The organism is Ruegeria sp. HKCCD8929 (genome assembly GCF_013031405.1).
In the GTDB taxonomy this organism is placed as follows: domain Bacteria; phylum Pseudomonadota; class Alphaproteobacteria; order Rhodobacterales; family Rhodobacteraceae; genus Ruegeria.
In genome coordinates this window covers 38329-64010 of record NZ_WPZY01000013.1, presented here as the reverse complement: position 1 = coordinate 64010, position 25682 = coordinate 38329, and the positions used below count along the sequence as shown (strand labels likewise).

Annotated in this window: 30 protein-coding genes; 19 read left to right on the top strand and 11 right to left on the bottom strand. The window is 62.1% G+C overall.

Going from position 1 to position 25682, the window contains the following annotated elements; translation table 11 throughout:
* Positions 1–43 precede the first annotated feature (43 nt).
* Complete coding sequence (gene sseA / locus GOX53_RS18500; protein WP_171178922.1) at positions 44–898, top strand: 3-mercaptopyruvate sulfurtransferase; 855 nt, start codon at positions 44–46, stop codon at positions 896–898.
* Complete coding sequence (locus tag GOX53_RS18495) at positions 898–2082, top strand: amino acid aminotransferase (protein WP_171178920.1); 1185 nt, start codon at positions 898–900, stop codon at positions 2080–2082. The genes sseA and GOX53_RS18495 overlap by 1 nt, the downstream gene beginning before the upstream one ends.
* Before the next feature lie 300 nt (positions 2083–2382).
* Here GOX53_RS18495 and GOX53_RS18490 read toward each other — a convergent pair whose 3' ends face one another.
* Complete coding sequence (locus GOX53_RS18490; protein WP_171179076.1) at positions 2383–3711, bottom strand: ammonium transporter; 1329 nt, start codon at positions 3709–3711, stop codon at positions 2383–2385.
* A gap of 40 nt (positions 3712–3751) precedes the next feature.
* Positions 3752–4090, bottom strand: a complete 339-nt coding sequence (locus GOX53_RS18485; protein ID WP_171178918.1) for a P-II family nitrogen regulator — start codon at positions 4088–4090, stop codon at positions 3752–3754.
* A gap of 259 nt (positions 4091–4349) precedes the next feature.
* Here GOX53_RS18485 and GOX53_RS18480 point away from each other — a divergent pair, with 259 nt between their 5' ends.
* Together GOX53_RS18480 and GOX53_RS18475 are read left to right on the top strand one after the other, a co-directional pair.
* Positions 4350–6545: a transglycosylase domain-containing protein gene (locus GOX53_RS18480; protein ID WP_171178916.1), complete on the top strand. Its 2196-nt coding sequence runs from the start codon at positions 4350–4352 to the stop codon at positions 6543–6545.
* A gap of 104 nt (positions 6546–6649) precedes the next feature.
* A complete protein-coding gene (locus GOX53_RS18475) occupies positions 6650–7489 on the top strand; it encodes an oxaloacetate decarboxylase (RefSeq protein WP_171178913.1) in 840 nt (279 codons plus the stop codon).
* 61 nt (positions 7490–7550) lie between these two features.
* On the opposite strand, the gene GOX53_RS18470 is transcribed toward GOX53_RS18475, so the two are convergent.
* A complete protein-coding gene (locus tag GOX53_RS18470) occupies positions 7551–8159 on the bottom strand; it encodes a phospholipid-binding protein MlaC (protein WP_171178911.1) in 609 nt (202 codons plus the stop codon).
* Positions 8149–8967 (bottom strand): VacJ family lipoprotein, encoded by an 819-nt coding sequence (locus GOX53_RS18465; protein ID WP_371810354.1) that lies wholly within the window; start codon positions 8965–8967, stop codon positions 8149–8151. The genes GOX53_RS18470 and GOX53_RS18465 overlap by 11 nt, the downstream gene beginning before the upstream one ends.
* A 345-nt stretch (positions 8968–9312) precedes the next feature.
* On the opposite strand from GOX53_RS18465, the gene GOX53_RS18460 reads away from it, so the two are divergent.
* The 4 genes from GOX53_RS18460 to GOX53_RS18445 are packed head-to-tail and all read left to right on the top strand — an operon-like array spanning position 9313 to position 12058.
* Complete coding sequence (locus tag GOX53_RS18460) at positions 9313–9768, top strand: RidA family protein (RefSeq protein WP_171178909.1); 456 nt, start codon at positions 9313–9315, stop codon at positions 9766–9768.
* Positions 9765–10535 (top strand): glycerophosphodiester phosphodiesterase family protein, encoded by a 771-nt coding sequence (locus GOX53_RS18455; protein WP_171178907.1) that lies wholly within the window; start codon positions 9765–9767, stop codon positions 10533–10535. Before GOX53_RS18460 ends, GOX53_RS18455 begins: the two co-directional genes overlap by 4 nt.
* A 45-nt stretch (positions 10536–10580) precedes the next feature.
* Positions 10581–11768 carry a GNAT family N-acetyltransferase gene (locus GOX53_RS18450; RefSeq protein ID WP_171178906.1) on the top strand — a complete coding sequence of 396 codons (1188 nt, stop codon included), beginning with the start codon at positions 10581–10583 and terminating at the stop codon, positions 11766–11768.
* Entirely contained in the window at positions 11765–12058 is a 294-nt protein-coding gene (locus GOX53_RS18445) for a 4a-hydroxytetrahydrobiopterin dehydratase (protein ID WP_171178903.1), read from the top strand. The genes GOX53_RS18450 and GOX53_RS18445 overlap by 4 nt, the downstream gene beginning before the upstream one ends.
* Here GOX53_RS18445 and GOX53_RS18440 read toward each other — a convergent pair.
* From GOX53_RS18440 to GOX53_RS18425, 4 genes are all read right to left on the bottom strand, one after another.
* Positions 12055–12363 (bottom strand): hypothetical protein, encoded by a 309-nt coding sequence (locus tag GOX53_RS18440; protein ID WP_171178902.1) that lies wholly within the window; start codon positions 12361–12363, stop codon positions 12055–12057. The genes GOX53_RS18445 and GOX53_RS18440 overlap by 4 nt on opposite strands.
* Positions 12364–12499: 136 nt before the next feature.
* Positions 12500–12847 (bottom strand): hypothetical protein, encoded by a 348-nt coding sequence (locus tag GOX53_RS18435; RefSeq protein ID WP_171178900.1) that lies wholly within the window; start codon positions 12845–12847, stop codon positions 12500–12502.
* A gap of 13 nt (positions 12848–12860) precedes the next feature.
* Positions 12861–13106, bottom strand: a complete 246-nt coding sequence (locus GOX53_RS18430) for a glycine zipper 2TM domain-containing protein (protein WP_171178899.1) — start codon at positions 13104–13106, stop codon at positions 12861–12863.
* 123 nt (positions 13107–13229) lie between these two features.
* A complete protein-coding gene (locus tag GOX53_RS18425) occupies positions 13230–13715 on the bottom strand; it encodes a peroxiredoxin (protein ID WP_171178897.1) in 486 nt (161 codons plus the stop codon).
* A 98-nt stretch (positions 13716–13813) separates the two neighbouring features.
* Here GOX53_RS18425 and GOX53_RS18420 point away from each other — a divergent pair, with 98 nt between their 5' ends.
* The 3 genes from GOX53_RS18420 (at position 13814) to GOX53_RS18410 (ending at position 16335) form a co-directional block, all read left to right on the top strand.
* A complete protein-coding gene (locus GOX53_RS18420; protein WP_171178895.1) occupies positions 13814–15025 on the top strand; it encodes an NAD(P)/FAD-dependent oxidoreductase in 1212 nt (403 codons plus the stop codon).
* On the top strand, positions 15022–15573 hold the full coding sequence (rsmD, locus tag GOX53_RS18415) for a 16S rRNA (guanine(966)-N(2))-methyltransferase RsmD (RefSeq protein ID WP_171178893.1): 552 nt from the start codon (positions 15022–15024) through the stop codon (positions 15571–15573). The genes GOX53_RS18420 and rsmD overlap by 4 nt, the downstream gene beginning before the upstream one ends.
* A 111-nt stretch (positions 15574–15684) precedes the next feature.
* On the top strand, positions 15685–16335 hold the full coding sequence (locus GOX53_RS18410; protein WP_171178891.1) for an HAD family phosphatase: 651 nt from the start codon (positions 15685–15687) through the stop codon (positions 16333–16335).
* A 209-nt stretch (positions 16336–16544) separates the two neighbouring features.
* Here the strand turns inward: GOX53_RS18410 and map are convergent, their stop codons facing one another.
* Complete coding sequence (gene map, locus GOX53_RS18405) at positions 16545–17357, bottom strand: type I methionyl aminopeptidase (protein ID WP_171178889.1); 813 nt, start codon at positions 17355–17357, stop codon at positions 16545–16547.
* A 672-nt stretch (positions 17358–18029) separates the two neighbouring features.
* A complete protein-coding gene (gene sfsA, locus GOX53_RS18400; protein ID WP_171178887.1) occupies positions 18030–18737 on the bottom strand; it encodes a DNA/RNA nuclease SfsA in 708 nt (235 codons plus the stop codon).
* A 50-nt stretch (positions 18738–18787) separates the two neighbouring features.
* Here sfsA and GOX53_RS18395 point away from each other — a divergent pair, with 50 nt between their 5' ends.
* From GOX53_RS18395 to GOX53_RS18375, 5 genes are all read left to right on the top strand, one after another.
* Positions 18788–19510 carry a molybdopterin-binding protein gene (locus tag GOX53_RS18395; protein WP_171178886.1) on the top strand — a complete coding sequence of 241 codons (723 nt, stop codon included), beginning with the start codon at positions 18788–18790 and terminating at the stop codon, positions 19508–19510.
* Positions 19507–20217, top strand: coding sequence for a GNAT family N-acetyltransferase (locus tag GOX53_RS18390; protein WP_171178885.1), 711 nt, complete (start codon positions 19507–19509; stop codon positions 20215–20217). The genes GOX53_RS18395 and GOX53_RS18390 overlap by 4 nt, the downstream gene beginning before the upstream one ends.
* 16 nt (positions 20218–20233) lie before the next feature.
* Positions 20234–20806 (top strand): peroxidase-related enzyme, encoded by a 573-nt coding sequence (locus GOX53_RS18385; RefSeq protein ID WP_171178883.1) that lies wholly within the window; start codon positions 20234–20236, stop codon positions 20804–20806.
* On the top strand, positions 20803–21708 hold the full coding sequence (locus tag GOX53_RS18380) for an OmpA family protein (RefSeq protein WP_171178881.1): 906 nt from the start codon (positions 20803–20805) through the stop codon (positions 21706–21708). Before GOX53_RS18385 ends, GOX53_RS18380 begins: the two co-directional genes overlap by 4 nt.
* A gap of 63 nt (positions 21709–21771) precedes the next feature.
* Entirely contained in the window at positions 21772–22491 is a 720-nt protein-coding gene (locus GOX53_RS18375; RefSeq protein WP_171178878.1) for an SDR family NAD(P)-dependent oxidoreductase, read from the top strand.
* Between the two features lie 40 nt (positions 22492–22531).
* On the opposite strand, the gene GOX53_RS18370 is transcribed toward GOX53_RS18375, so the two are convergent.
* On the bottom strand, positions 22532–23554 hold the full coding sequence (locus GOX53_RS18370; RefSeq protein ID WP_171178877.1) for a LacI family DNA-binding transcriptional regulator: 1023 nt from the start codon (positions 23552–23554) through the stop codon (positions 22532–22534).
* Between the two features lie 137 nt (positions 23555–23691).
* On the opposite strand from GOX53_RS18370, the gene GOX53_RS18365 reads away from it, so the two are divergent.
* The 3 genes from GOX53_RS18365 to GOX53_RS18355 all read left to right on the top strand — a co-directional run bounded on the left by GOX53_RS18365 (position 23692) and on the right by GOX53_RS18355 (position 25673).
* Complete coding sequence (locus GOX53_RS18365) at positions 23692–23877, top strand: hypothetical protein (RefSeq protein ID WP_171178875.1); 186 nt, start codon at positions 23692–23694, stop codon at positions 23875–23877.
* 23 nt (positions 23878–23900) lie between these two features.
* Complete coding sequence (locus GOX53_RS18360; protein ID WP_171178874.1) at positions 23901–25049, top strand: TRAP transporter substrate-binding protein; 1149 nt, start codon at positions 23901–23903, stop codon at positions 25047–25049.
* 111 nt (positions 25050–25160) lie between these two features.
* Complete coding sequence (locus tag GOX53_RS18355) at positions 25161–25673, top strand: TRAP transporter small permease (protein WP_171178873.1); 513 nt, start codon at positions 25161–25163, stop codon at positions 25671–25673.
* The last annotated feature ends 9 nt before the right edge of the window (positions 25674–25682 follow it).

Below are 25682 nucleotides of genomic sequence, written 5' to 3'. Positions count from 1 at the left end.
GCGCGCGTATAGGGAAACCCTTGCGCGCAAAGGGGAGGTTCGCATGCAGGACGATCCGAAAACACTGGTTTCCACCGACTGGCTTGCCGCCCATATCAAGGACCCGGATCTGCGGATTCTGGACGGGTCCTGGTATCTTCCCCAGCAAGAGCGCGACGCCAAGGCCGAATATGACGCTGCCCATATCCCCGGTGCGCGGTTCTTCGATATTGACGAGATTTCCGATCACCGCTCGGACCTGCCGCACATGGCGCCTCCGGTCGAGAAGTTCATGTCCCGCATGCGTGCGATGGGGGTTGGCGATGGTCATCAGGTGGTGGTCTATGATGGCGCCGGGCTGCAATCGGCGGCCCGCGTCTGGTGGCTGTTCAAGCTGATGGGGCAGGAGAACATCGCCGTGCTCGATGGCGGGTTGCCGAAATGGCAGGCCGAAGAGCGCGAGACCGAGGATCTGCCGCCTGTTATCCGCGACCGCCACATGACGGTGCGCGTGCAGAACCATCTGGTGCGCGACGTGACACAGGTCTCTGCCGCTGCCAAGCTGGGCGATCATGAGGTCATTGATGCCCGCGCCGCAGGCCGGTTCAATGGCACCGAGGCCGAGCCGCGCGAAGGTCTGCGTTCGGGCCACATCCCCGGCTCGCGCAGCGTTCCGTTTCCTGAGCTGTTCAACAAGGACGGCACGATGAAGGCGCCCGAAGACTGCCGCGCCGTGTTCGAAGCCGCTGGCGTGGACCTGAGCAAACCCGCCATCACCACCTGCGGCTCGGGCGTGACGGCTGCCATCCTCAGCCTCGCGCTCGAACGCATGGGCAAGACCGATCACTCGCTTTATGACGGCTCCTGGGCCGAATGGGGTGCCTTCCCGACCCTGCCCGTCGCAACCGGAGAAAACTGATGTTCGAAAATCTCAAGGCGCAGCCTGCCGACAAGATTCTGGCGCTGATGCAGGCCTATCGCGAGGACCCGCGCGAGACCAAGATCGATCTGGGTGTGGGGGTCTACAAGAATGCCGAGGGCGTGACCCCGGTGATGCGTGCGGTCAAGGCCGCGGAAAAGGTGGTCTGGGAGGAGCAGCAGTCGAAATCCTATACTGGCCTGATCGGCGATCCGGCCTATTCGGATGCTATGATCAAGCTGATCCTGGGCGACGCGGTGCCGCGCGCGAATGTGGGCGCCGCGGCCACTCCGGGTGGCACCGGCGCCTGCCGTCAGGCGTTTGAGCTGATCCGCATGGCCAGCCCCGGTGCCCGCATTTTCGTGTCGGACCCGACCTGGCCCAACCACATCTCGATCCTGAACTATCTGGGCATGGAGATGGTCCCCTATCGCTATTTCGACAGCGAGACCCGGGGCGTGAATTTCGATGGGATGCTTGAGGATCTCAAGCAGGCCAAGGCGGGCGACGTGGTGTTGCTGCATGGATGCTGCCACAACCCGACCGGTGCCAACCTGAATCTGGTGCAGTGGCGGGAGGTCGTGGACCTGATCAACGCCCAAGGTCTGGTCGCGATGGTCGACATCGCCTATCAGGGTTTTGGCGACGGGCTGGAAGAGGATGCGCAGGCGACCCGGCTGGTGGCCTCGTCGGTCAAGGAATGCCTGATCGCGGCGTCGTGCTCGAAGAATTTCGGGGTTTACCGTGAGCGGACCGGCCTGCTGATGGCAGTGTCGCAGGACAGTGGCCAGACGACGCTGAATCAGGCGACGCTGGCGTTTCTGAACCGCCAGAACTACTCGTTCCCACCGGATCACGGCGCGCGGGTGGTGACGACCATTCTCAATGATGACGCCCTGCGCGCCGATTGGGCGGCAGAGCTGGAAGAAGTGCGCCTGTCGATGCTGGGTCTGCGTCAGCAACTGGCCGACGAGCTGCAGCGCCTGACCGGGTCGGACCGCTTTGGCTTTATTGCCCAGCATCGCGGCATGTTCTCGCGTCTGGGCACCACACCCCAACTGGTCGAGAAACTGCGGGCCGAACATGCCATCTATATGGTCGGTGACAGCCGGATGAATATTGCGGGTCTGAACGCGAAGACGGTGCCGATCCTTGCCAAGGCGATTGTTGACGCAGGTGTCTGATCCGGCATTGACCGTTTGAAGATCTTGATTGGGTAGTCTGTTTCGCGCAGGCGGCCTTTCGTTTGAGCGCTTTGCAGAGGGACGCGCCCGATCCTGGGTGGGCGTTTTGCAACGCTTGTGGTCGGTGCTTTATCTCAAAAGCCCCGGACTCAGGTCGAGCGGGAGGTGACATCGCCATTGCGCCCTCCCGAGGGGAGGGTCGGGCGCGGCCCGGGCTGGTCGCCCGTGTCAAGGTAGGCGGTAGGCGCAAGAAAAAACCCGGGCGTGGACGCCCGGGCTTGGTTTCCTTTCAGACGGGTCTTAACCCTTCGAGAACTCCGGATAGGCCTCCATCCCCAGCTCGGCCATGTCGAGCCCGTTGATCTCTTCCTCTTCGCCGACCCGCAGACCGACGGTGCTCTTGATGATCAGGAACAGCACGTAGCTGACCACGAAGACGAACCCGCCGATGGCGGCAAAGCCGATAATCTGGGTGACGAATGAGGCGTCAGCGTTGGTCCAGGCCACGATGAAGGTGCCCCAGAACCCGGCGATCAGGTGAACCGGGATAGCACCGACCACGTCGTCGATTTTCATCCGGTCCAGCATCGGCACCGCGAAGACCACGATCACACCACCGATGCCGCCGATGATCAGCGCCTGGAACAGTGACGGAGCCAGAGGTTCGGCCGTGATAGACACCAGACCGGCCAGCGCGCCGTTCAGGGTCATGGTCAGGTCGACCTTGCCGAACATCACCTGCGTCAGGATCAGCGCGGCGACAGCACCGGCAGCGGCGGCCATGTTGGTATTGGCAAAGATGCGGCTGATATCTGCGATGTCGCCGATGGTGCCCATCGCCAGTTGCGAGCCGCCGTTAAAGCCGAACCAGCCCAGCCACAGGATGAAGGTACCCAGCGTCGCCAGCGCCAGGTTCGAGCCCGGGATCGGTACTACCTTGCCATCCTTGTTGTACTTGCCAATACGCGGCCCCAGAACGATGGCCCCGGCCAGCGCGGCAAAGCCACCGGCTGCGTGCACGAGGGTCGAGCCGGCGAAATCGCTGAAGCCCATCTCGGACAGCCAGCCGCCGCCCCACTGCCAGGACGCCTCGATGGGATAGATCACACCGGTCAACACCACCACGAACAGCAGGAACGGCCACAGCTTCACCCGCTCGGCCATGGTGCCCGAAACGATCGAGGCGGTGGTGGCGCAGAACATCAACTGAAAGAAAAAGTCCGACCCGACCGAGGCATAATCCAGCGCGGTTTCGGTATCGGCCAGCCCCACCGGTTCCAGCGAGGTGGGCGAGAAGGCACCGAGAACGCCGGTGATGGTCCAGCCGTCGCCGGGATACATCAGGTTGAAGCCCAGCAGCCAGTACATGATCGCGGCAAAGCCAAAAAGCCCCATGTTCTTGGTCAGCTGCATGGTCACATTCTTCGAGCGCACCAGACCGGCCTCGAGCATGGCAAAGCCCGCGGCCATCCAGAATACCAGAAAGCCGCCCATCAGGAACAGCAGCGAGGTCAGGATGTATTTGGTGTGCAGCGCGGCCTCGCCGGCGGCGGCGGCCTCCTGCGCCATCCCCATCTGCGGCAGCGCAACGAGCGCCGCGGCAGGTATAAATATCTTGTTCAGTTTCATCATGTCCGTTTCCCTATGCGTGATATCAGCGAAAGGCCGCTTAAAGCGCCTCTTGATCGGTTTCCCCGGTGCGCACCCGCACCGCCTGTTCGACGTCGAGGACAAAGACCTTGCCGTCGCCGATCTTGCCGGTCTTGGCGGTGTTCGTGATGGTGTCGACAATCGTCTCGACCATGCCCGCAGGCACCACGATTTCGAGCTTGATCTTGGGCACGAAATTCACCGCGTATTCCGCACCGCGATAGATCTCGGTATGGCCGGACTGGGATCCGAACCCTTTGATTTCGGTTACCATCATGCCGCGTATCCCCGCCTCGGTGAGGGCCTCGCGCACCTCTTCGAGCTTGAACGGCTTGATCGTTGCAATGATCAGTTTCACGTTGTTACCCCTCGTTCTGCCGATCTGATCGGCGTGTTTGCACGCGCAGAAAGAGACCGTTTCTGCGCGCGCAAAGAAACGAGTCGGGGGGCTGAAATCTAATGAGAAGTCGGCGATCTTGCACAATTTTTGCACAAACCGACACGAACGATTAAAAAAGCGGCATAGTTGCGAGGGGAAATACCGGAAATTCACACCTCAACACGCGGGGCTGGTCGGGGTATTGTGCGGCAAAAGCAAAAAACGGGCAGAGCTGAGAATGACGGATTCAAAGCGGCGCAAGCCGACATTGGTGGCGGACAAACGATACCCGTCGGCGGGCAGGAAGAAGACGTCGGCCAAGTCCACCCGCAAGGCGTCGCCAAAGAAAACCACGACCCGTAAAGCCAAGCCGAAAAGGACTGCGCGCAAGACGGCTCGGCGCGGTACGCGTGGCGGCGGGATCACCGGTGCGATCCGGCGGTTCTTCGGCTGGATCTTCGGAATGATCTGGGGCTTTACCTGGCGCATCGGGATGGTTGTCATGCTGCTCGTCGCGTTGGCAGTGGGCCTGGTCTACACAACGCTGCCCGAGGTCGATGCGCTGCTTGATGGGCGTGCGCGTGGGTCTGTGACCATGCTCGACCGCGAAGGCAAGGTCTTTGCCTGGCGCGGCGATCAGTTCGGCGGGGTGATCACTGCCGACACTGTCTCGAAACATCTGAAGAGCGCGGTGGTCGCGACTGAGGACAAGCGGTTCTACCGCCATTTCGGCATCAGCCCGCGCGGTGTCGCCAGTGCCGTGCGTATCAACCTGCGCGAGGGGCGCGGGCCTCTGTCCGGCCATGGTGGCTCGACCATCACGCAGCAAACCGCCAAGCTGCTGTGCCTCGGGGTTCCGTATGAGCCGGGGCAGTGGGAGTCCGAGGCGGCCTACGAGTCCGACTGCCGTCAGGGCTCGCTCTGGCGCAAGGTTAAAGAGGCCGTCTATGCGCTGGCGATGGAGGTCAAGTATTCCAAGGACGAGATCCTGACCATTTATCTGAACCGCGCCTTCCTCGGCGCCGGCGCGCGCGGCTTCGAGGCCGCCAGCCAGCGTTATTTCGGCAAGTCGGCGGCCGAGGTCAGCCCCGCCGAGGCGGCGATGCTGGCCGGTCTGCTGGTGGCGCCGACACGCTATGCGCCGACCAACAACCTGCAACGCTCGCAGGATCGGGCCCAGCTGGTGATCGGGTTGATGGAGGAGCAGGGTTACCTGAGTACTGCCGAAGCGAAGAGTGCGCGCGCCAATCCCGCGCAATTGTCCGAGGCGGCGGCGGCGCGTGCGGGCGGTTACTTTGCCGACTGGGTCATGGCCAGCGGGCCCGAGTTCTTTACCCGCAACACCACCGAGGATGTGGTGATCCGCACGACACTGGACCAGCGCCTGCAGACTGCCGCCGAAGAGGCGATGCAGTTCGTGTTCCAGGAAAAGGTCAAGCCGGGGTCCAAGGCACAGGCGGCGATTGTCGTGATGTCCGCCGATGGCGCGGTGCGCGCGATGGTCGGTGGGCGCGAGACCCGCGTTTCGGGTGCCTTCAACCGGGCGACGCAGGCGCTGCGGCAGACCGGGTCGTCGTTCAAACCGTTTGTCTATGCCACGGCGCTTGAACTTGGTTATTCGCCAAACGACATCGTGTTGGACGAGCCTTACTGCCTCAACATCCCCGGGTCGGGCCGGTGGTGCCCCAAGAACTACACCAAGAGACACTACGGCCGGGTGACTCTGACCCAGGCCCTGAAGGATTCGCTGAACGTGCCGGCGGTCAAGGTGGCCGAGGTGGCGGGGCTGGACAATGTGCGTACCGTGGCCAGCAATTTCGGAATTCAGAGCGATCTGGCCGCAGGTCCGGCGCTGGCGCTGGGGGCATCGGAAAGCACGCTAATCGAGATGACCGGGGCCTATGCCGGTATCCTGAACGGCGGTTCTTCGGTCGAGCCATACGGGCTGACCCAGTTGAAACTGCTGGGCGAGGACGAGCCTCTGATGGACACCAGCACCGGCATTGGCGAGCGGGTGATCCGGACGGATGCGGCACGGCAGCTGACCTGGATGATGGAAAAGGTCGTCTCGCAAGGGTCAGGCAAACGCGCGGCACTTCCTGGTTGGCAGGTGGCGGGTAAGACCGGCACGACGCAGGCCGCACGGGATGCCTGGTTCATTGGCTTTACTGCCGACTACGTGACCGGTGTCTGGATGGGTTATGACGACAACACGCCGCTGTCGGGCGTGACCGGCGGCGGGCTGCCTGCGGAAATCTGGCACGAGACGATGGTGCGCGTGACCGAGGGGATGACCCCCAGTCCGCTACCGATGCTGGCGCCGAAACAGCCGGTCCGCACGGCCCAGCAGCCCAAACGCCGTAAGCCAAGGAGGGGTGGAGGTTTCGGGCAGGCGGTGGACAGGCTGCTCAAGGATATCTTCGGGGGCAATTGAGGAAAGGCGGGTTGGTCTGATCGCGCTCTGCGTTCCATAGAAAATGTTCGCTAATTGTTCTTGCTTGTGCTACCGAAGAGCCACGGCAATTTCGGAGTGAGCGGATGCCAGATCAGACCGAGAAATACGAACAGTTCAAAGCGCTGCATCAGGGTGAGAGCGCTTTCGTGATGCCAAATCCGTGGGATGCTGGGACCGCCCGGATTTTAAGCTCGATGGGGTTCGCCGCCCTCGCTACCACCAGCGCGGGATACGCGTTTTCGGCAGGCAGGCGCGATTCCTCTGCTGCGTTGTCGCGACAGGAACTGCTGGCCAACGCGGGGGAAATCGTCGCCGCCACCGACTTGCCGGTATCGGCTGATCTTGAGGACGGCTTTGGTGCGCCCCCTGAGGCCTGTGCCGAGACGATCCGGATGGCATGTGACATCGGACTGGTTGGCGGTTCGATCGAGGACGCGACCGGCGACCCCGACAATCCGATTTATGAGATGGACACAGCCGTTGACCGCGTTCGCGCGGCTGCCGAGGCAGCCCGCGATCTGCCGTTCCTGCTGACCGCCCGGGCCGAAAACCACTTGTGGGACCGTCCCGATCTGGACGATACGATCCAACGCCTGGTCGCGTTCGCCGAGGCGGGCGCGGATGTGCTTTATGCTCCGGGCCTTCCTAATATCGACGCGATAAAGGCGGTCTGCCGGGCGGTCGACAAGCCAGTGAATGTGGTCATGGGGCTTCAAGCCCCGACCTATTCGGTGCAAGAACTGTCCGAGGCAGGGGTGCGCCGGATCAGTGTCGGCGGCTCTTTTGCGCGGGCGGCGCTGGGCGCGCTGAGACGTGCTGCCGATGAGGTTCTGACCACCGGAACCTTCACCTACGCCGCCGATGCGATGCCCGGCGAGGCCATCGCCCGTTTTATGTCTCAGGAAAAGCCGACCCGCCGCTAGCGCATAGAAAAACCCGCACCATGGGGTGCGGGCTTGTCATTGTCGCGATGAGCAGAACCGGTCAGCCTGCCTTGGGCAGGTCCTGAATCAGGCGGTCCAGATTGCCCTTGCGTGCATCCAGCATGGCGCCGATCTCGGTGCGCTCGGTCAGCAACACGTTCACCCCTTCGATGAACATGTTGAAGAACTTGTCCTTGCCGGATTTGTCTGAGACCAGGAACGTCACTTCGAAAGGCGCTTCGCCCCGCAGCTTGACGGTGCTGCGCACCTCATAACCTGCACGGATTTTGCGGGCGTTCTTGACGTTCACCTCGCCACCGATGAATTCGCGGAAGCGGCGACCGTATTTGCGGGCGATATAGCCCTGGAATGCCTGGGTGAATTGCCGCAACTGCGCCTTGCTGGCGCTGCGGGCATCAGCCCCCAACGCGTATCGCGCCATGATCGGTACATCCGCGTAGCGCACGAAAATCTTCTCGAAATCCCTGAGCATCGCATTCTCGGATTTGCCCGAGGCGATCACCTTGTTGATCTCGGCGACCACGCTGTTGACCAGATTGACGGCGCTGGCCTCGCTCAGCGCCAGTGCGGGCACCGGCAGCGCGACAAGGCCGGCCCCGGCCAGCGCGGTGGTCACGAAAAGGCGGCGGTTCATCATGTTACTCTGCATATGGATCCTCATATGGGTCGAGATACGGATCCGGGGCCGCGTCTTCTCCGTTCACCGCGGCGTAGGGATCGGTATAAAGGCCTAGATAGGCGTCGTCGTCGCCACTTGCCAGTTCGAAGCGGCGGTTTTGCAGGTAGATCAGGCGCGATTGGGCGTAACTGTCTGCACTGCCGTAAAGAATTGAATCGACCGTGTCCGAATAACGGCCCCGGTCCCCCATGCGGCGCACAACCTCGGCATAGAGACCGAGGTTGTCGGCGGGCCGGGTCGGGGCGAAATCGATCGGGTTGGTGAAAAGGTTTACCACCACACCCACCGCGTCCCGGGTGGTCGAGGGGCCGTAAAGCGGCAGTTCGACATAAGCGCCTTCGCCAAAGCCCCAAGTGTGCAGAGTTTCACCGAAATCCGTGTCCGGCCGCGCGATCTCCATCTCGCTGGCCGGATCGAACAGGCCGCCGATGCCCCAGATCGTGTTCACGGTGAACCGCAGCAGGGCACTGCCGGATTCGCGCGGTTTCCCCTGCAGCAGATAGTCCACGGCCTGCCCCGGTGTGGACAGGTTGCGCGCAAAGTTGCTGAACGCCGTCACGACCGGATCAGGAAAGATCCTCACATAGCTCTTCGACGCCGGGCGGAAGAAGTACCGATCCACCCCGCGGTTGAAGGCATGAATCGACCGGTTGGTGTTCTCGTACGGGTCATGGATCTCACCGCGCGAGGCCTGTTCGGGCGGTTGCTGGGCACAGGCCGACAGGGCCGCCACCAAGGCCAGGGCGCAGAGGGACTTGATAAACTGACTGGTCAACACGGTCTTGGGTACTCCATGGCGGCTAGGCGGCGGCGCAGCCAGGTCAAACTAGATAATCGCCCGGGGTTCAATGTGATTGGCGCGGTGTTGCTGACACATAGTGGATGAGTGACGGATATGAAACAGGCAAGCATGTATCGCGCTCAGGCGATAAGGTAAAGCGGCACACCTATCAGCGTGACCGGATGAGAGGAGATACGCGCATGGAATAGGGCCGGGGCGTTTGCCCATGCGAATGGTAGGGCGGGGGTCAATTCTCTGTGGGTAGTGCTCGGTTTCGGGCTTTTCGACCGCCTCGATCCCGGCTAGCGTCCGCCGGAACCTGATTGTGGGAGGACGCGACTCATGAGCATCGCAGCAAAACTTGAAAGCCTGGGCGTGACCCTGCCGGACGCTCCGGCACCGGCGGCCAACTATGTGCCTTTCGTGCGTGTCGGCAACATCGTTTATGTATCGGGCCAGATCTCGAAGGATGACGACCTGATCACCGGCAAGCTGGGCGACGGTATGGAGGTCGAGGCAGGTGCTGCGGCGGCGCGTGTCTGTGCGATCAACCTTCTGGCACAGGTCAAGGCCGCGTGCGACGAAGATATCGAACGGCTGGTGCGGGTGATCAAGCTAACCGGATTTGTGAATTCGACCGCCGATTTCACCCAGCAGCCGCAGGTCATCAACGGCGCGTCCGACTTTCTGGTCGAGGCGCTGGGCGATGCCGGGCGGCATTCGCGCTCGGCGGTTAGCGCGGCGGCCCTGCCGCTGGGCGTTGCGGTTGAGATCGAAGGGATCTTCGAGATCCGATGACGCCGGAGTTGCCACGCGCCTTTCTGGACGTGCCGATTGCCCACCGGGCGCTGCACGACATCACGCAGGGGCGCCCTGAAAACAGCCGCGCGGCGATCCGCGCGGCCATCAAGGCCGGGTACGGGATCGAGATCGACCTGCAACTGACCGCTGATGGTCAGGCCATGGTGTTTCACGACTATGACATGACGCGCCTGACCGGCCAGCCCGGCCCGATCCGCCGGTTGACCGCGGCCGAGGCCGAGGCGGTGTCGCTGCTGCATTCCGATAGCGAGGGCATCCCGACGCTTGCCGAGGTGCTGAACATGGTCGCGGGTCAGGTGCCGCTGTTGGTCGAGATCAAGGATCAGGATGGCGGCATGGGCACTGACGTCGGCGCGCTGGAAGAGGCGGCGGCGGCGATGCTCTCGGCCTATGACGGTCCGCTTGCAATCATGTCCTTCAACCCCAACAGCACCGCCGCCATGGCGCGTCTGATGCCGGACGTCCCACGCGGGATCGTTACCAGCGCTTACGAACGCTCAAACTGGCCACTGTCACAGGCCGTTCGCGATCACCTCCGCGATATTCCGGACTTCGACCGGGTGCAGGCGAGCTTCATCAGCCATGAATGGCATGACCTGAATCGCCCCCGCGTTCAGGAACTCAAGGCGCGCGGTGTGCCGATCCTGTGCTGGACGATCCGCTCGCCCGAGCAGGAGGCAGAGGCGCGCAAGGTTGCCGACAATGTGACCTTCGAGGGGTATCTGGCTGCGCATTCGGCTTGATCCGGGGTTGTCCGGCCACAGATACTGTTCAGGCGCGGAGGGCACATGGATCAGGCACAGATCGAAGTTCGGGTTCTAAGCTCCCTCGATCAGATCGGGGCAGAGGACTGGGATGCCTGTGCCTGTCCCGAGGCCGCCCGGGGCGGGCGGCCCCTTGATCCGTTCACCACCCACCGCTTTCTGCTGGCACTGGAACTGAGCGGCTCGGTCGGGCCCGGCACCGGCTGGCGGCCGCAATACCTGACCGCCTATCTCGATGGGATGTTGATCGCGGCGGCGCCGATGTATGCCAAGTCGCACAGTCAGGGCGAGTATATCTTCGATCATAGCTGGGCCCATGCCTATGAACAGGCGGGTGGGCGCTACTATCCCAAACTGCAGATCGCGGTGCCCTTCACCCCGGCCACGGGTCGGCGGCTGCTGGTGCGCCCGGGGTATGAGGGGATCGGCATGTCGGCGCTGGTGCAGGGCGCGGTGCAGCTTGCCGCCGACAACCGCGTGTCCTCGGTGCATGTCACCTTCTGCACCGAAGATGAGGCGCGGGCGGGCGAGCAGATGGGCCTGCTGCACCGCGCCTCGCAGCAGTTTCACTGGCTGAACGATGGGTATCGCGACTTTGGCGGGTTTCTCGCCGCCCTGTCCTCGCGCAAGCGCAAGAACATCCGCAAGGAACGGGCACAGGCCTGCGCCTTTGGTGGCGAGATCAAAACGCTGACGGGGCCTGATCTGAGGCCCGAGCATTGGGATGCCTTCTGGGTATTCTATCAGGACACCGGCTCGCGGAAATGGGGCTCACCCTATCTGACGCGCGAGTTCTTCGACATCGTGCACCACACCATGGCGGATGATGTGGCACTGGTGCTGGCCGAACGCCACGGACAGCCCATCGCCGGGGCGCTGAACTTCGTCGGGCGCGAGACGCTTTTCGGCCGCTACTGGGGTGCCATCGAACATCATCCCTGCCTGCACTTCGAACTGTGCTATTATCGTGCCATCGATTTTGCGATCGCCAAAGGCTTGTACCGGGTCGAAGCGGGCGCGCAGGGCGAACACAAGCTGGCGCGCGGATATCTGCCGACGCAGACCCACAGTCTGCATTGGGTGGGTGATTCCGGTTTCGCAGACGCGGTGGCCCGGTATCTTGAGGCCGAACGCGCGGCGATTGGCGATGAAATCGAGATTCTGACCGACTACGGTCCGTTCAGGAAATCGACTCCGGAGGAACAGCAATGACCGAACTTCTGTCGGAAGAGACCCGCGGCCCGCTTCTGGACCCTCTGTTCAAGAACGGCTGGACCATGGTCGAGGACCGCGATGCGATCACCAAGACCTTCATCTTTGACAGTTTTGTCGACGCATTCGGCTGGATGACCCGCGTGGCGATCTGGTCCGAGAAATGGGATCACCATCCGGAATGGAAGAATATCTACCGCACGGTCGAAGTGGTGCTCAGCACCCATGACGTCGGCGGGGTATCGGCGCTGGATGCCAAACTGGCGCGCAAAATGGACAGCTTATGCTAGCGATTGTCCGGGGAGGTCAGGCCACCGGCCAGCATTGCGGCTTGCCGCATCCGCAGAAACTCTTCCGGTGTCACCAGCCCGTCGCTGACGTCAATCCCTCGGGGCACACGCGTGCGCCGGTTACCGATCAACTGCATGCTGCGCGTGTTTGCGTCAATCCTCAGGCAGCCGCTGTTGTAACATGTCAGATCACCGCTGTTGATCTGGATGAGCGTCTGCCCATCGCTGCCGGTTACCAGCGTGGCGCTGGGCACATCGCAGGCGGCAAGCACGCATATCAGGGGATACAGTTTCCACTTGGTCATGACGACCTCTCGGGCATGTGGGACAACCACAGGTTAACTGGCGCGATCAGTTGGCACAAGAAAGGGCCAGGCGCTCGCGCCAACTCACACCAGGCCAATGCAGGGTAACATTGGCCTGCAGGCGGGGCGCTGTCACTCAGTCGAGCAATCCGTTCCCGTCCTGATCCGCCGCCTCGAAATCCTTGGCCATCCGTGCCCGATATTCGGCACTGGAAACGGCGTTGTCGCTGTTGGCGTCAAGCTGCCTGAACGTCGCGAGATCGAAATGAGGTTTTGTCTCAGCCGAACTCAACGCGCCGCTCTTGTCCACATCCATTGCCTTGAACGCATAGTCCGAGAAGTCGTCGAACTCGCCCCGGGACACGGCACCGTCCTTGTCCTTGTCCATCGCGGACAGTTGGGCATCCGTCATGCCCGCCGTTTGTGACAGGGCCGCCGAGGCGGTCATGGCCAGTGCAACCGCAAGCGTTGTTCCAAGTTTCATGTCGAACCCCCCGTTAACACGCGTATCTGCTGCCGGATACGGCGCCGGCGCTGGCACCTGCCGCCGTCAGGATATCTCGTCCCGACCCGCCGCCAAACTGATTGCCGATCGCGCCGCCGATGAGGCCACCAACGACACTACCGCTCAGACAGGCGATTTCATGTTGCCGTGCTGCTTGCGCCTGAGGTGTCGGTGCAGGCGCGCAAGCGGCAAGCAGACCCGAAACGCATAAGGCCAAGCCTAGTACTTTCGATTTCATGGAAATAACTCCTGTTACTATACAGGAAAGTATTCTCTCAAATCAGAATAACAACAAGCTGAGTTCGCGTTACGCGGGAAAACCGGCAAATTGTGGCCCCGCCTGAAACGGGGCCACGTCGCGTTACATCGCGTCCAGCAGCGCTTCGCCCGCGGACAGCTCGCACACGCCCGGATTTTCCTCGACGTTCAGTGCTGAGACCTTGCCGTCCTCGACCAGCATCGCATAGCGCTTGGACCGGGCCATCAGGCCCACGGGCGGGGCGTCGAACTGCATGCCTATGGCGCCCGTGAACTCGGATTGCGCATCGGCCAGCAGGGTCAGACCCGCATCGGCGGCACCGGTGGCCTCGCCCCAGGCGTTCATCACGAAAGGATCGTTGACCGAGACGCAGATGATCTCATCAACACCCTTTTCGTCGAACTGCGCCTTGGTGCGGATGAAGCTGGGCACGTGGGCCGAGTGGCAGGTCGGCGTAAAAGCGCCGGGTACCGCAAAGATCACCACTTTGCGTCCCTTGATCTTGCCGGACAGATCGACCGGTTCGGGCCCCTCGGCGCCCATCTGTGTCATGGTTGCATCGGGCAGGGTGTCGCCGATTGAAATCATCTTTGGGTACCTCATTGTTGGATTTGCGGTTCGGTCTTCCCCGGCATATAGCTGAGCGGGTGGGTGTGACCACTGGTATTCTACAGGGCGGGAGGAATATGAGCCACATTGTCGTGATTGGCGCGGGCCAGGCAGGATCATCTTTGGTGGCCAGGTTGCGCAAGGATGGGTTTGAGGGGGAGATCACTCTAATCGGGGCCGAGCCGGTTCTGCCCTATCAGCGCCCGCCCCTGAGCAAGGCCTATCTGCTGGGCGAGATGGAGGTTGAGCGGCTGTTTCTGCGGCCAGAGAGTTTCTATGCCGAGCAGAACATCACGCTGAAACTGGCCCAGCGGGTCAGCGCGATTGACCCCGTCGCCAAGACCGTGACGCTGGGGGATGAAGTGATCTCCTACGACCAGTTGGCACTGACCACCGGCTCTGACCCGCGCCGCCTGCCTGCCGCGATCGGCGGCGATCTTGAGGGCGTGCATGTGGTCCGCGACTTGGCGGATGTGGACGCGATTGCACCTGCGGTGACCGAAGGCGCACGGGCGCTGATCGTGGGGGGCGGATACATCGGGCTCGAGGCCGCCGCCGTCTGCGCCAAGCGCGAGGTCAAGGTGACATTGGTCGAGATGGCCGACCGCATCCTGCAGCGTGTGGCCGCGCCTGAGACAAGCGACTATTTCCGTGCTTTGCATACCGGTCATGGGGCCGATATCCGCGAGGGCGTGGGGCTCGACCGGATCACCGGCGAGGGCGGCAAGGTTACCGGCGCGGTGCTGAGCGATGGCAGCGAACTGTCGGTGGATTTCGTCGTTGTCGGAGTGGGCATCACCCCCTCGACGCAACTGGCCGAGATGGCGGGGCTGGAGGTCGAGAACGGCATCAAAACCAACGCGCAGGGCCGCACCTCGGATGCGTCGATCTGGGCGGCGGGCGATTGCGCCTCGTTCCCGTTCAACGGCGTGCGCATCCGGCTGGAGAGCGTGCCGAACGCCATCGACCAGGCCGAGGTGGTGGCGCAGAACATGCTGGGCGCGGGCAAGGACTATGTCGCGCAACCTTGGTTCTGGTCGGACCAGTATGACGTCAAACTGCAGATCGCGGGTCTGAATACCGGTTACGATCAGGTGGTGACGCGCAAGGGCGAGGGGCTGACCAATTCGTTCTGGTACTACAAGGGCGGACAGCTTGTGGCCGTGGACGCGATGAACGACCCGCGCGCCTATATGGTCGGCAAGCGGCTGATCGACATGGGCAAGAATGCCGATCCCACCGTGGTCGCCGATCCCGAGGCCGATCTGAAACCGCTGCTGAAAGCGTGAGGATCATCGCCGGAGAGTTCCGGGGCCGGTCCTTGGCCTCGGTCGGCAAGGGGGATGCGGGTGCGCATCTGCGTCCCACCACCGATCGCGTGCGGGAAAGCCTGTTCAACGTGCTGACCCACCAGATCGACTTCGATGGCCTGCGGGTGCTGGACCTGTTTGCCGGTACGGGCGCGCTGGGCCTCGAAGCGCTGTCGCGGGGGGCGTCGGATGTGACATTTGTCGATGATGGCCGCGTCGCACAGGGGCTGATCCGCAAGAATATCGACCTGACACGTTGTGGTGACCGGACCGATCTGATCCGACGCGACGCGACCCGGTTGGGAGACAATCCCGGCGATCCTTGCGCCCTGATCTTTCTCGATCCTCCGTATGGCAAGGGGCTGGGGCAAAAGGCCCTAGCCGCTGTAGTTGTGGGCGGTTGGGTGGCTGACGGCGCACTTGTGGTCTGGGAAGAAGGCACTCCGATGGAGGCACCCGAAGGATTCGAACTGCAGGATGTGCGTAAATATGGCGACACGCATATCTCGCTGATGTGGCGGTGCTGAAGTTCTACGATCGGAAAAAGCCGCGTGGAACCGGCTTTCAAGCGGTTTCGAAACCGCTTGAACCAAGGCGTTTGCAAACGCCTTTGCGCGCGGAAGGCTGAGGTATGGCACATGCATGATCTGGTGATCTTTGACTGCGACGGGGTGTTGGTGGACAGTGAGATGATCGCCCAGCAAGTGATCGTTGACCGGTTGGCGCCATGTGGTCTGGTCCTTTCGACAAGGCAAAGTGCTGACCTGTTTGTCGGCGGGACTATCCAATCGGCGTCCGAAGAGGCGACGCGCCTTGGCGCGGAATTGCCTGCCGACTGGGTCCCGGAAACCTACTCGGCCATTTTCGAGGCGCTACGGGACAACACCCCGCTGATTGCCAACGTGGTGGACCTGCTCGATCAATTGGACCGTCGCGGCCTGCAATATTGCGTGGCCTCGAACGGGCCGCTGGCCAAGATGGAGATCACACTCGGGCAAAACGGTCTGTGGCAGCGGTTCGAGGGGCGCCGTTGGTCCGCGCATGACGTCGGACATGCCAAACCTCATCCGGGATTGTTCCTGCACGCTGCCCGCGCGATGAATGCTGAGCTGGAGGCCTGTATCGTGATCGAAGACAGTGCAAGCGGGGTCAAGGCTGCTGCAGCTGCCGGTATGCGCTGCCTCGGCTTTGCGGCGCATTGTGACGGAGCAAATCTGCGCGCATTGGGCGCCGAAGTGTTTCACGACATGGCCGATGTGCCTGCACTGCTTGCAATGCACGGATCGTGAATTTGGCCGATTGCCGGGATGTGATACGCTGCCGCCCATGGATAGCGCATGGAACGCCCCACCATGGGGCCTCAGGCAGGATGCTGACACGCGACGACCGGGCCGGAGCCCAAACCGCTCCGCGCGCCGCTTTTCATCCATGATGCGGTGATCCCCTGGCGCGGCGAGACCCTGCTGCTGGCCCTTTGGCGCGAACAGCAGGACGCAGGTCAGGACCCGTAAGTAGGGTGGAACTTGCCGCCGGGCGAGAGGGTAAAGATCTCGACCCCGTCCGCGGTCACGCCCACCGAATGCTCGAACTGTGCCGACAGCGACTTGTCGCGGGTCACAGCGGTCCAGTCGTCGGCCAGCGTCTTGGTCTCGGGGCGGCCCAGATTGACCATCGGTTCGATGGTAAAGAACATGCCCTCTTCCAGTTTGGCGCCGGTGCCCGGGCGGCCGTAATGCAGCACGTTCGGCGGCGCGTGAAACACGCGGCCCAGCCCGTGGCCGCAGAAATCACGCACAACACTCATCCGGTGCGATTCGACGTAGGCCTGAATGGCGTGGCCAATGTCGCCGAACGTGTTGCCGGGCTTGACCATCTCGATGCCCTTGAACAGCGCATCGTGGGTCACCTGGATCAGCCGCTCGGCCTTGCGCGGCAGTCTGCCCGCCACATACATACGCGAGGTGTCGCCATACCAGCCATCGACGATCACGGTCACGTCGATGTTCAGGATATCTCCGTCCTTGAGCCGCTTGTCGCCGGGAATTCCGTGACAAACCACATGGTTGACCGAGATGCAGCTGGCGTGCTGATAGCCCTTGTAGCCGATGGTGGCCGAGGTCGCGCCCGCCTCGTCGACCATCTGGGTGATCAGTCGGTCAAGCTCTCCCGTGGTCTGGCCGGGAAAGACATGTTCCGCGATGGTGTCGAGTATCCGCGCGGCCAGCGCCCCTGCCGCGTGCATCCCGGCAAAGTCGGCCTGTTCGTAGATGCGGATGCCGTCCTTGGTCAGGCGGCCACGATGTTCTTTCATCAACGCGGGGCTCCATCTGTTGCGCGCAGGCCCTTCTTTACGCTTCTCGCGCGAAAAGGGCCAGAGGGTGTGGGGTCGCGGAGGCGTTTTGCGAAGTTCAAATGGTGTGTTAACCGACGAGTTCAAGGCTCGGTTGCAACATGCACCAAGATGCACGCGCAGAACCCAAGCGTCATATTCTAAATTGAATGGGCGAGACCAATTTCGCTTTGTAGAATTTAAGTCTATCTGAACTCATACTGAGTGTGTTCATGCGACCAGCAGTTTTTCGTCGAACCACACATCCTCATATGAACCATCCGTCAGAAATCTCCACCCGGGTGGGAGCAGCAGGAACTTCAGCGCCAAAATACAACGTCTCTCCAAGTGCCATACGTGCATCGGCAAAAAGAAATCGTCTTCGTTCCAAAACTCGGCGCCTCCCCAGATGTACCAGCCTGTGGTTTCGTTAACATCCAGATGTCGTAAGCCACTCAGAGGCAATTCACTGTCAAGAGCCGATTGGGATATCCCAACTTTGTGCTCAAGCGGGGTTTTGTATGGCGGGACCCCCACAGTTTTGCAAAATTCAATCTGGATGCTCTGAGTGTTGGCGCGCATTTTTTGTTTATTGGTTCGGCGAGTTTAGTTCGCGCAACTCTCCATCACACTCGCAAAGGACACAAGATGATCCTAGCTGACATTCGAATTGACAGTTACATCCACCCGTACCTCGTCCGGTGATATCTGAGTGCTGAAGACCAGTCTTTCGACACCCTGCGCCTTGGCCGTCTCAAACGCCGCCGCATAGGCCGCGTCGATATCCGCCGCCAAAGCAAACCGGTGACAATCCGTGCGCTGCACCAGATAGAGCATGATCGCCCGGTGCCCTTCGGCCGCCATCGCCGCCAGCTCGCCCAGATGTTTGGTCCCACGCGCGGTCACGCTGTCGGGGAACTCGGCCAGACCGGGTTGGCGAGATAGGGTGACGCTTTTGACCTCGACATAGGCATCGGGCAGGCCCGGCTGGGTCAGCAGAAAGTCGATGCGGCTGCCCTGGCCGTATTTCACCTCGGTCCGCACCGTCTTGTACGCGGCCAGTTCAGCGATCTCGCCGTTTTCCAGCGCGGTCCGCAGCGCCTTGTTGGGGACCGATGTATCGACCCCGGTAAAATGCCCATTCTCGTGATCGACCAGCCGCCAGCCATATTTCAGCTTCTTCTTCGGATCGTCGTTCGGCTCCAGCCAGATCCGCATCCCCGGCTCGGCCAGGCCCATCATGCTGCCTGGATTGGCACAATGCGCCGTGACCTCGCGCCCGTCCTCCAGCGTACAGTCAGCCAGAAAGCGTTTGTAGCGGCGGATCAGGCGGGCGGGAACAAGAGGGGTTTGAAAGCGCATGAGCTCAGGCCTATACCTGCGCAAGGGGTCGTTCAAGAGATGAGGGTGCCATGGCCAATCCAACCGCCGCAATGCTCGTGATCGGGGATGAAATCCTGTCGGGCCGCACCCGCGATGCAAATATGCACTTTCTGGCCGGAGAACTGACCAAGCATGGCATCGACCTGAAAGAGGTGCGCATCGTCAGCGATGACGCCGAAGCGATCGAGGCGGCGGTCAGCGCGCTTTCTGCGGCCTATACTCATGTTTTCACCAGCGGCGGGATCGGGCCGACCCATGACGACATCACCGCCGATTGCATCGCGCGGGCCTTCGGCGCGCATCTCGATGTGCGCGACGACGCCCGGGCGCTTCTTGAGGCGCATTACGACAAGACCGGGCTGGAGCTGAACGCGGCCCGCCTGCGCATGGCGCGCATCCCGGAAGGTGCCACGCTGATCGAGAACCCGGTCTCAACCGCGCCCGGTTTCACCCTGCGCAACGTGCATGTGATGGCCGGGGTGCCCAATATCTTTCAGGCGATGGTAGCCAGCGTGCTGCCGACGCTGACCGGCGGCGCGCCGCTCTTGTCGCAGACGCTGCGGGTGAATCGGGGCGAGGGCGATATTGCGGCCATGCTATCGGCGCTGGCATCGGATTTTGATGACCTTTCGATTGGATGCTACCCGTTTCAGGAGAACGGCGCGTATGGGGCCAACGTGGTGATCCGGGGAACCGAGGGCGCGAAGGTGGATGCCGCCATGACTCGTCTGGCGAAGGAACTGGCGCTTTGAGCCCGAACTGGTTCGACGTGGTCGATGGCACCTGGCCTGCCGCGCGATATGAGCGGTGCGGGCCGTTTCTGCTACGCGAGGGGCGTGGCGGTGGCTCTCGCGTCTCTGCCGCCACCGGGCTGGCACCCGCGACCGAAGCCGATATCGAGGCGGCCGAGGCGGCGATGCTGGCCATGGGGCAGAAACGCATCTTCATGCTGCGTCCCGGGGATGAGGCTCTGGACGCGCAGCTTGCCGCGCGCGGTTACAAGATCCTCGACCCGGTCAACATCTATGCCTGCCCGTCCAAACAGCTCACCGATCTGGAAGTCCCCCGCGTTACCGTGTTCACTCTGTGGGAGCCGCTGGCGATCATGCGCGAGATCTGGGCGCAGGGCGGCATCGGCCCGGAACGATTGGCGGTGATGGAGCGCGCTCAAGGTCCCAAGACCGGGTTGCTGCTGCGGCACAGGGACAAGCCCGGCGGCACCGGCTTTGTCGCGATCCACGACGGTGTCGCCATGGTGCACGCGCTGGAAACCCTGCCCGCGCAGCGCCGGCAGGGTCTGGGCCAGTGGGCCATGCGCGGCGCGGCCTTTTGGGCGCTGGACAACGGAGCCGAGACCCTTAGCGTGATCTGTACCAAGGCGAATGAGGGCGCCAACGCGCTCTACCGCTCTCTAGGGATGGAAATCATCGGAGCGTACCACTATCGCCAGCTTGTCTGAGGGGAGAGAGACAGTCGTGACCGATCACACACAGCCCACCGCGCTGGATTTGCCGATGGTGGACCCGCTGCCGCCCGAGACGCAGAAGTACTTCGATATCTGCGTCGAAAAGCTGGGGATGGTGCCGAACGTCCTTAAGGCCAATGCATTCGATATCGACAAGCTGAACGCATTCACCGGGATGTATAACGACCTGATGCTGGCCGATAGCGGGCTCAGCAAGCTCGAACGCGAGATGATCGCCGTGGTGGTCTCGTCGATCAACAAATGCTTCTACTGCCTTGTGGCGCATGGGGCAGCGGTGCGGCAGTTGTCGGGCGATCCGCAGTTGGGCGAGATGCTGGTGATGAACTACCGCGTGGCACCACTTGATGCGCGGCGGCGGGCGATGTTGGATTTCGCCGCCAAGATGACCACCGCCAGCGCCGCGATCGAGGAACCCGACCGACAGCGCCTGCGCGATGTGGGCTTTACCGACCGCGACATCTGGGACATTGCCAATGTGGCCGGGTTCTTCAACATGTCCAACCGGGTCGCCAGCGCCACCGCCATGGTGCCCAACGACGAATATCACGCCCAGTTCCGATGATCCGGCAACTTGCCCTCTGCGCCGCGCTGGCGGCTGGCCCTGCTTTGGCGCAGGAGCTGAGCCTTCCCGGCGGCGCGCGGCAACTGACCGAGCGGATCAGTGCTCTGGACAGCTACGACCTGCCGGTTGGTGTCTTCACGGGCAATGCGGTTCCCGCCCGCACGATCGAGGGTCGTATCGAGCGGCGCACATGGCGGGTGCAGGCCGGGTCGCGCACCACGTTGCAGGTGCTGGCGCCGCTGCGTGAACAGATCGAGGCGCAGGGCTATGAGATCCTGCTCGACTGCGAGGCCCGCCAATGCGGCGGCTTCGATTTCCGTTTCGGAACCGAGGTGGTGCCCAACCCGGACATGTATGTGGCGATCCGCGACTACCGTTTTGTCTCGGCCATGCGGGGGGACGAGGCGCTGAGCCTCTTGGTCAGCCGCAACCCGCCTGACGCCTATATTCAGCTCATCCGGGTAATCCCGAATGGCAGCGATGACCATGTGCCGCTGGTGGTGACGGAAACCGCCTCGGGGTCCGAAGGGTTGCTGGCGGAGTTGCATCGGGATGGTCGGGCCATTCTGGACGATCTGGTGTTCGGTTCTGGCGCCGCTGCATTGGGCGAAGGACAGTTTGCTTCGCTCGCCACTTTGGCCGGTCTGCTGGATGAGGACCCCAAGCTGCGGGTGGCTCTGGTCGGTCACACCGATGATGTGGGCACGCTCGAAGGAAACATCGCCCTCAGCCGCCGCCGGGCCGAAGCAGTGCGCGCCCGTCTGATCGAGGCACATGGCGTGGACGGCGAACGGATCGAGGCGCGGGGCGTCGGCTATCTGGCGCCGCGCACCTCGAACAGCACCGCTGAAGGGCGCGAGGCAAACCGCCGGGTCGAGGCGGTACTGCTTGGCAGCCGTTAGCCCTCTCTTGACGTTCCGCGACTGCGGCGCATCTCCTGTCATAACCTGAGGGAGGATGGAGCCATGGCAGACTCGCAACCGAAACCAACCGCTCTGATCGTCGGTGTGGGTGCTGGACTTTCGGCCTCGTTTTCACGCGAGTTGGCAGGGGCGGGGTACGCCCTGCACCTGACGGCCCGTGACACCTCGGATCTGGCCGGGTTTGCTGCTGAGACTGACGCCACCCTGCACCAGTTGGATGGTACCGACGCCGAGGGTATGGCCGATCTGGTTGCCAACCTGCCCGGTGAATTGCGCGTGGCCTGTTACAACCCGTCCGCCCGGCAGAGGGGCCCGCTGATCGAGCTGGATCCCGAAACCGTTCGCAAGGCGGTCGAGGTGACGGCGCATGGTGCGTTTCTGCTGGGGCAGGCAGCGGCGCGGCGCATGTTGGACCAACCGCTCGAAAACGGTCGGCGCGGCACTATCCTGTTCACCGGAGCGTCGGCGGGTGTGAAGGGATTTGCCCATTCCGCGCCCTTCGCGATGGGCAAATTCGCCCAGCGCGGGTTGGCGCAATCCATGGCGCGTGAGTTGCACCCCAAGGGCATTCACGTCGTCTGGATCAATATCGACGGTGGCATCCGCAATGTCGCGCGGCCCGAGCGGACCGAGGCGGCGGACCATCCCGACAGCATGCTCGATCCGGGCGCCATTGCTCGGGAATACATGCACCTGATCCATCAGGACCGCTCGACCTGGTCGAACGAGTTGACCTTACGGCCCTGGGTCGAAACCTTCTGACCACTGCGCCCCTACCGTGATCCTTGCAAACGGGCCTATGTCACTTCGGGCATGGGCCAAGCGATGCGCGCATCTTGATCTCCGTCTCAAGATTGATCGAGGCTGCGGCTGTCTTGCGCTCGACCATGTCAACCAGCCCGCAAGCAGCCCGAAGCCCCATTTCCCGATGTGGGACGTGCACGGTCGTCAGCGCCGGACTGACGATCCGGGCCAGTTCGATGTCGTCGAAACCGGTGATTGAAACATCCTCGGGAACGCGCATCCCAAGCTGGAGCGCCTTGCGAAGCGCGCCTGCCGCCAACACATCGTTCCCGCACAGCACAACACTTGGCGACGGACCGCCGGACATCAAACCGGCAAAGGCGTCGGCCCCGCTCTCGATCTCATAGGATGTTTCGATCACGGACAGCGCCTCCGGGGGCAGCCCGTTTGCCGCCAGCGCATCCTTGACACCCTTGATCCTCAATCGCGCGCGATCATTGCCCTGACTGATGCCGGAGATCATCCCGATCCGGGTATGGCCGAGCCTGATCACCTCTTGCGCAAGGGCAAACATCGCATCCCGGTTGCTGAACCCGATAGAAGGCGTGCGGGCGTCGGGAATGAAGGACCAGGCGACCAGTGCGGGCGTTTTCTGACGCTCGAGATACTCGTAGATCTTGGGATCGCGATCATGGCCGATCAACAGCAGCCCGTCCGCGCCACGCGCGACCAGGGTTCTGATCTGCTCTTCCTCGACGTCGGGCTTGTAGGCGGAACTTGAAACCAGCAGCGTGTATCCCCTTCGGTGCAGCTCTTCCTGAAATGCCTGCAGACCCCGTGCAAAGATCGCGTTTTCCATCGTCGGGATGATCGCGCCGATGGTGAAGGTTCGCTTGGCGGCCATCACCCGTGCCGCGAAATTGGGCGTGTATCCCAGCGTTTCAACAGCGGACATCACGCGCTTGCGCGTGGCCTCGACCACCCTGTCAGGCGCGTTCAGGCAGCGCGAGACCGTCGCCGTGGACACCCCGGCCTTTTTGGCAACGTCGTCCAGAGTAGGTGCTGACCGCATATTCGACATTCCCAATCTCGCAAATCGGTTTCGCTTAATCCTTAGCACCAATGCGAGTATTTGGACACCTTGCAATGTAAGCGCTTGCATTATCAATGTAAGCGCTTACAAAGGTGAATGAGCCGATTCCCGCAGGAGCCTTGCCAATGTTTCTCGTCGCGTCCGTTGCCGTGTTTGCAATTTACTTCGCAAACGTTGCCCTGGGTGCATTCGCGAACAGCGCGTTCTTGGGCGATGTGGGCGAAATGTTGGTTCTGTTCGCGGCGTCGATCCTGTTCGTTGTCGCAATTCTGAAGAAGGAAGCTGACCGCAAAAACAACGACGGAAGCTGATTTGTCCAATGGGAGGGCAATTGATGGACAACGACAAGAAAGATCTCGCCTCGGCAGAGCGCCGTAATTTTCTAAAGCTCAGCGCCTCAGGGGCGTTCACGGCGGCACTGGTTGCAGGCGCGGGCGGCGTGCTTTGGTCTTCCGAGGCCGCAGCGCAAACCGCCAAGGAGGAGCGTGAGCGCGAGAAGGCCGCCGAGCACGTCATGACGATCGCGACCGCCTACGTTCTGGGCGCCTCGCGCAGCTATCCGATCATGCAGCTGGACCTCAAGGAGAACATTCAGAACGCAACGAACGGCAAGGTCTATGTCAAGCTTGCACCAGGCGGTCAGCTCGGCGCCGGTGGTTCGCTGGTTCAAAAGGTGCAGGGCGGCACTATTCAGGCGGCGCAGCACTCGCTGTCGAACTTCGCGCCTTTTGCGTCCACGGTCGATCTGATCAACATGCCCTATCTGTGTGGCTCAAATCAGCGGTTCACCAACCTTGTGACCTCGGATTACTGGAATGCAGAGGTGCATCCAAAGATCGAGGCCAACGGGTTCAAGGCGTTGTTCTATGTCAATATCGACCCGCGCGTGGTGGCCGTGCGCAAGGGCGGTGCCGGGGCCGTGCTCAGCCCGAGCGATCTGTCGGGCGTGAAATTCCGCGTGCCTGGATCGAAGATGTTGCAGCAATATTACCGGATGGTTGGCGCCAACCCGACGCCGGTGGCCTGGGGTGAAACTCCGTCCGCAATCAAGCAGGGTGTGGCCGATGCGCTCGACCCGTCGGTAGGCGCGCTTTATGTCTTTGGATTCAAAGACATTCTCAGCCACGTGACGTTCACGCAGGCGGTGCCGGACAGTCAGGTCTATTCGTGCAACTTGGAATGGTTCAACTCGATGCCGGCGGACGTGCAGGACGGAATCATGTGGGGCTCGGAAATGACCGCGCATCAGAACCTGTCCAAGGTGCCCTCGGCACGCGCCTATGCGATGGCGGAACTGACCAAGGCCGGTGTGGAGTTCCATTCCCTGAGCGCAGATCAGCTGGGAGAATGGCAGGAAGCCGGCGGTTACCAGCGCCCGGAATGGGATGAGTTCAAAACCGAACTCGCCGGTTCCATGGATGCCTTTGCCAAGCTGGAAGAGGCGGCCGGCACGCAGGGCAAATATTACGTCCACGACGCGTGACAATCCCGAGCGGGCACCGGTCCGGTGCCCGTTCTCTCTGACATTTGCTTTACGACCTGCGGGTCAGCTTTCGGCTGGCGTGCGGTGTGCTGCCAAACTCTGGGGTAAGAGATGAGCGTTTTGCGCAAAGTCGACCGCAATGCCGAACGATGGCTGCTTTTGGTGTTCTACGTGATGCTGGTCATCACGATGGCCATCGAAGTGGTGCGGCGCGAACTGTTTGCCTATTCGTCGATCTGGGGCGAAGAGATCGTGCGCTATTCGTTCATCTATCTGGCATGGATCGGCGCCGCCGCCGCAGTCAAGGAACGCGCCCATATCCGCATCGACGTGATCATGCACTATCTCGGGCCGCGCCCGAAGGCGCTGCTGTATATCTTCGGCGATCTGGTGATGTTCGTGGTCGCGATCATCGCGCTCTATTGGTCGTTTGAGGCCGTGCATGTCTCGGCCAAGTTCGGATCCGTCACCGATGGTCTGCGTGTGTCCAAGGTCTGGTTTCTGATGGCCGTGCCGACCGGATTTGCCCTGATGATCTGGCGCCTGCTTCAGTCTTTTCGTCGTGATTTCATCGCTTTGCGAGACGGCAAACCCGTCTTCGAAGGCGACAAGCTGTTTGATTAAGGGAGTTCG

Excerpts from the sequence above, each read along its gene's own strand:
- sseA (WP_171178922.1), top strand. The coding sequence starts at position 44 with ATGCAGGACGATCCGAAAACACTGGTTTCCACCGACTGGCTTGCCGCC.
- GOX53_RS18495 (WP_171178920.1), top strand. The coding sequence starts at position 898 with ATGTTCGAAAATCTCAAGGCGCAGCCTGCCGACAAGATTCTGGCGCTG.
- GOX53_RS18490 (WP_171179076.1), bottom strand. The coding sequence starts at position 3,711 with ATGAAACTGAACAAGATATTTATACCTGCCGCGGCGCTCGTTGCGCTG.
- GOX53_RS18480 (WP_171178916.1), top strand. The coding sequence starts at position 4,350 with ATGACGGATTCAAAGCGGCGCAAGCCGACATTGGTGGCGGACAAACGA.
- GOX53_RS18475 (WP_171178913.1), top strand. The coding sequence starts at position 6,650 with ATGCCAGATCAGACCGAGAAATACGAACAGTTCAAAGCGCTGCATCAG.
- GOX53_RS18470 (WP_171178911.1), bottom strand. The coding sequence starts at position 8,159 with ATGCAGAGTAACATGATGAACCGCCGCCTTTTCGTGACCACCGCGCTG.
- GOX53_RS18460 (WP_171178909.1), top strand. The coding sequence starts at position 9,313 with ATGAGCATCGCAGCAAAACTTGAAAGCCTGGGCGTGACCCTGCCGGAC.
- GOX53_RS18455 (WP_171178907.1), top strand. The coding sequence starts at position 9,765 with ATGACGCCGGAGTTGCCACGCGCCTTTCTGGACGTGCCGATTGCCCAC.
- GOX53_RS18450 (WP_171178906.1), top strand. The coding sequence starts at position 10,581 with ATGGATCAGGCACAGATCGAAGTTCGGGTTCTAAGCTCCCTCGATCAG.
- GOX53_RS18445 (WP_171178903.1), top strand. The coding sequence starts at position 11,765 with ATGACCGAACTTCTGTCGGAAGAGACCCGCGGCCCGCTTCTGGACCCT.
- GOX53_RS18440 (WP_171178902.1), bottom strand. The coding sequence starts at position 12,363 with ATGACCAAGTGGAAACTGTATCCCCTGATATGCGTGCTTGCCGCCTGC.
- GOX53_RS18435 (WP_171178900.1), bottom strand. The coding sequence starts at position 12,847 with ATGAAACTTGGAACAACGCTTGCGGTTGCACTGGCCATGACCGCCTCG.
- GOX53_RS18430 (WP_171178899.1), bottom strand. The coding sequence starts at position 13,106 with ATGAAATCGAAAGTACTAGGCTTGGCCTTATGCGTTTCGGGTCTGCTT.
- GOX53_RS18425 (WP_171178897.1), bottom strand. The coding sequence starts at position 13,715 with ATGATTTCAATCGGCGACACCCTGCCCGATGCAACCATGACACAGATG.
- GOX53_RS18420 (WP_171178895.1), top strand. The coding sequence starts at position 13,814 with ATGAGCCACATTGTCGTGATTGGCGCGGGCCAGGCAGGATCATCTTTG.
- GOX53_RS18410 (WP_171178891.1), top strand. The coding sequence starts at position 15,685 with ATGCATGATCTGGTGATCTTTGACTGCGACGGGGTGTTGGTGGACAGT.
- map (WP_171178889.1), bottom strand. The coding sequence starts at position 17,357 with ATGAAAGAACATCGTGGCCGCCTGACCAAGGACGGCATCCGCATCTAC.
- sfsA (WP_171178887.1), bottom strand. The coding sequence starts at position 18,737 with ATGCGCTTTCAAACCCCTCTTGTTCCCGCCCGCCTGATCCGCCGCTAC.
- GOX53_RS18395 (WP_171178886.1), top strand. The coding sequence starts at position 18,788 with ATGGCCAATCCAACCGCCGCAATGCTCGTGATCGGGGATGAAATCCTG.
- GOX53_RS18380 (WP_171178881.1), top strand. The coding sequence starts at position 20,803 with ATGATCCGGCAACTTGCCCTCTGCGCCGCGCTGGCGGCTGGCCCTGCT.
- GOX53_RS18375 (WP_171178878.1), top strand. The coding sequence starts at position 21,772 with ATGGCAGACTCGCAACCGAAACCAACCGCTCTGATCGTCGGTGTGGGT.
- GOX53_RS18370 (WP_171178877.1), bottom strand. The coding sequence starts at position 23,554 with ATGTCGAATATGCGGTCAGCACCTACTCTGGACGACGTTGCCAAAAAG.
- GOX53_RS18365 (WP_171178875.1), top strand. The coding sequence starts at position 23,692 with ATGTTTCTCGTCGCGTCCGTTGCCGTGTTTGCAATTTACTTCGCAAAC.
- GOX53_RS18360 (WP_171178874.1), top strand. The coding sequence starts at position 23,901 with ATGGACAACGACAAGAAAGATCTCGCCTCGGCAGAGCGCCGTAATTTT.
- GOX53_RS18355 (WP_171178873.1), top strand. The coding sequence starts at position 25,161 with ATGAGCGTTTTGCGCAAAGTCGACCGCAATGCCGAACGATGGCTGCTT.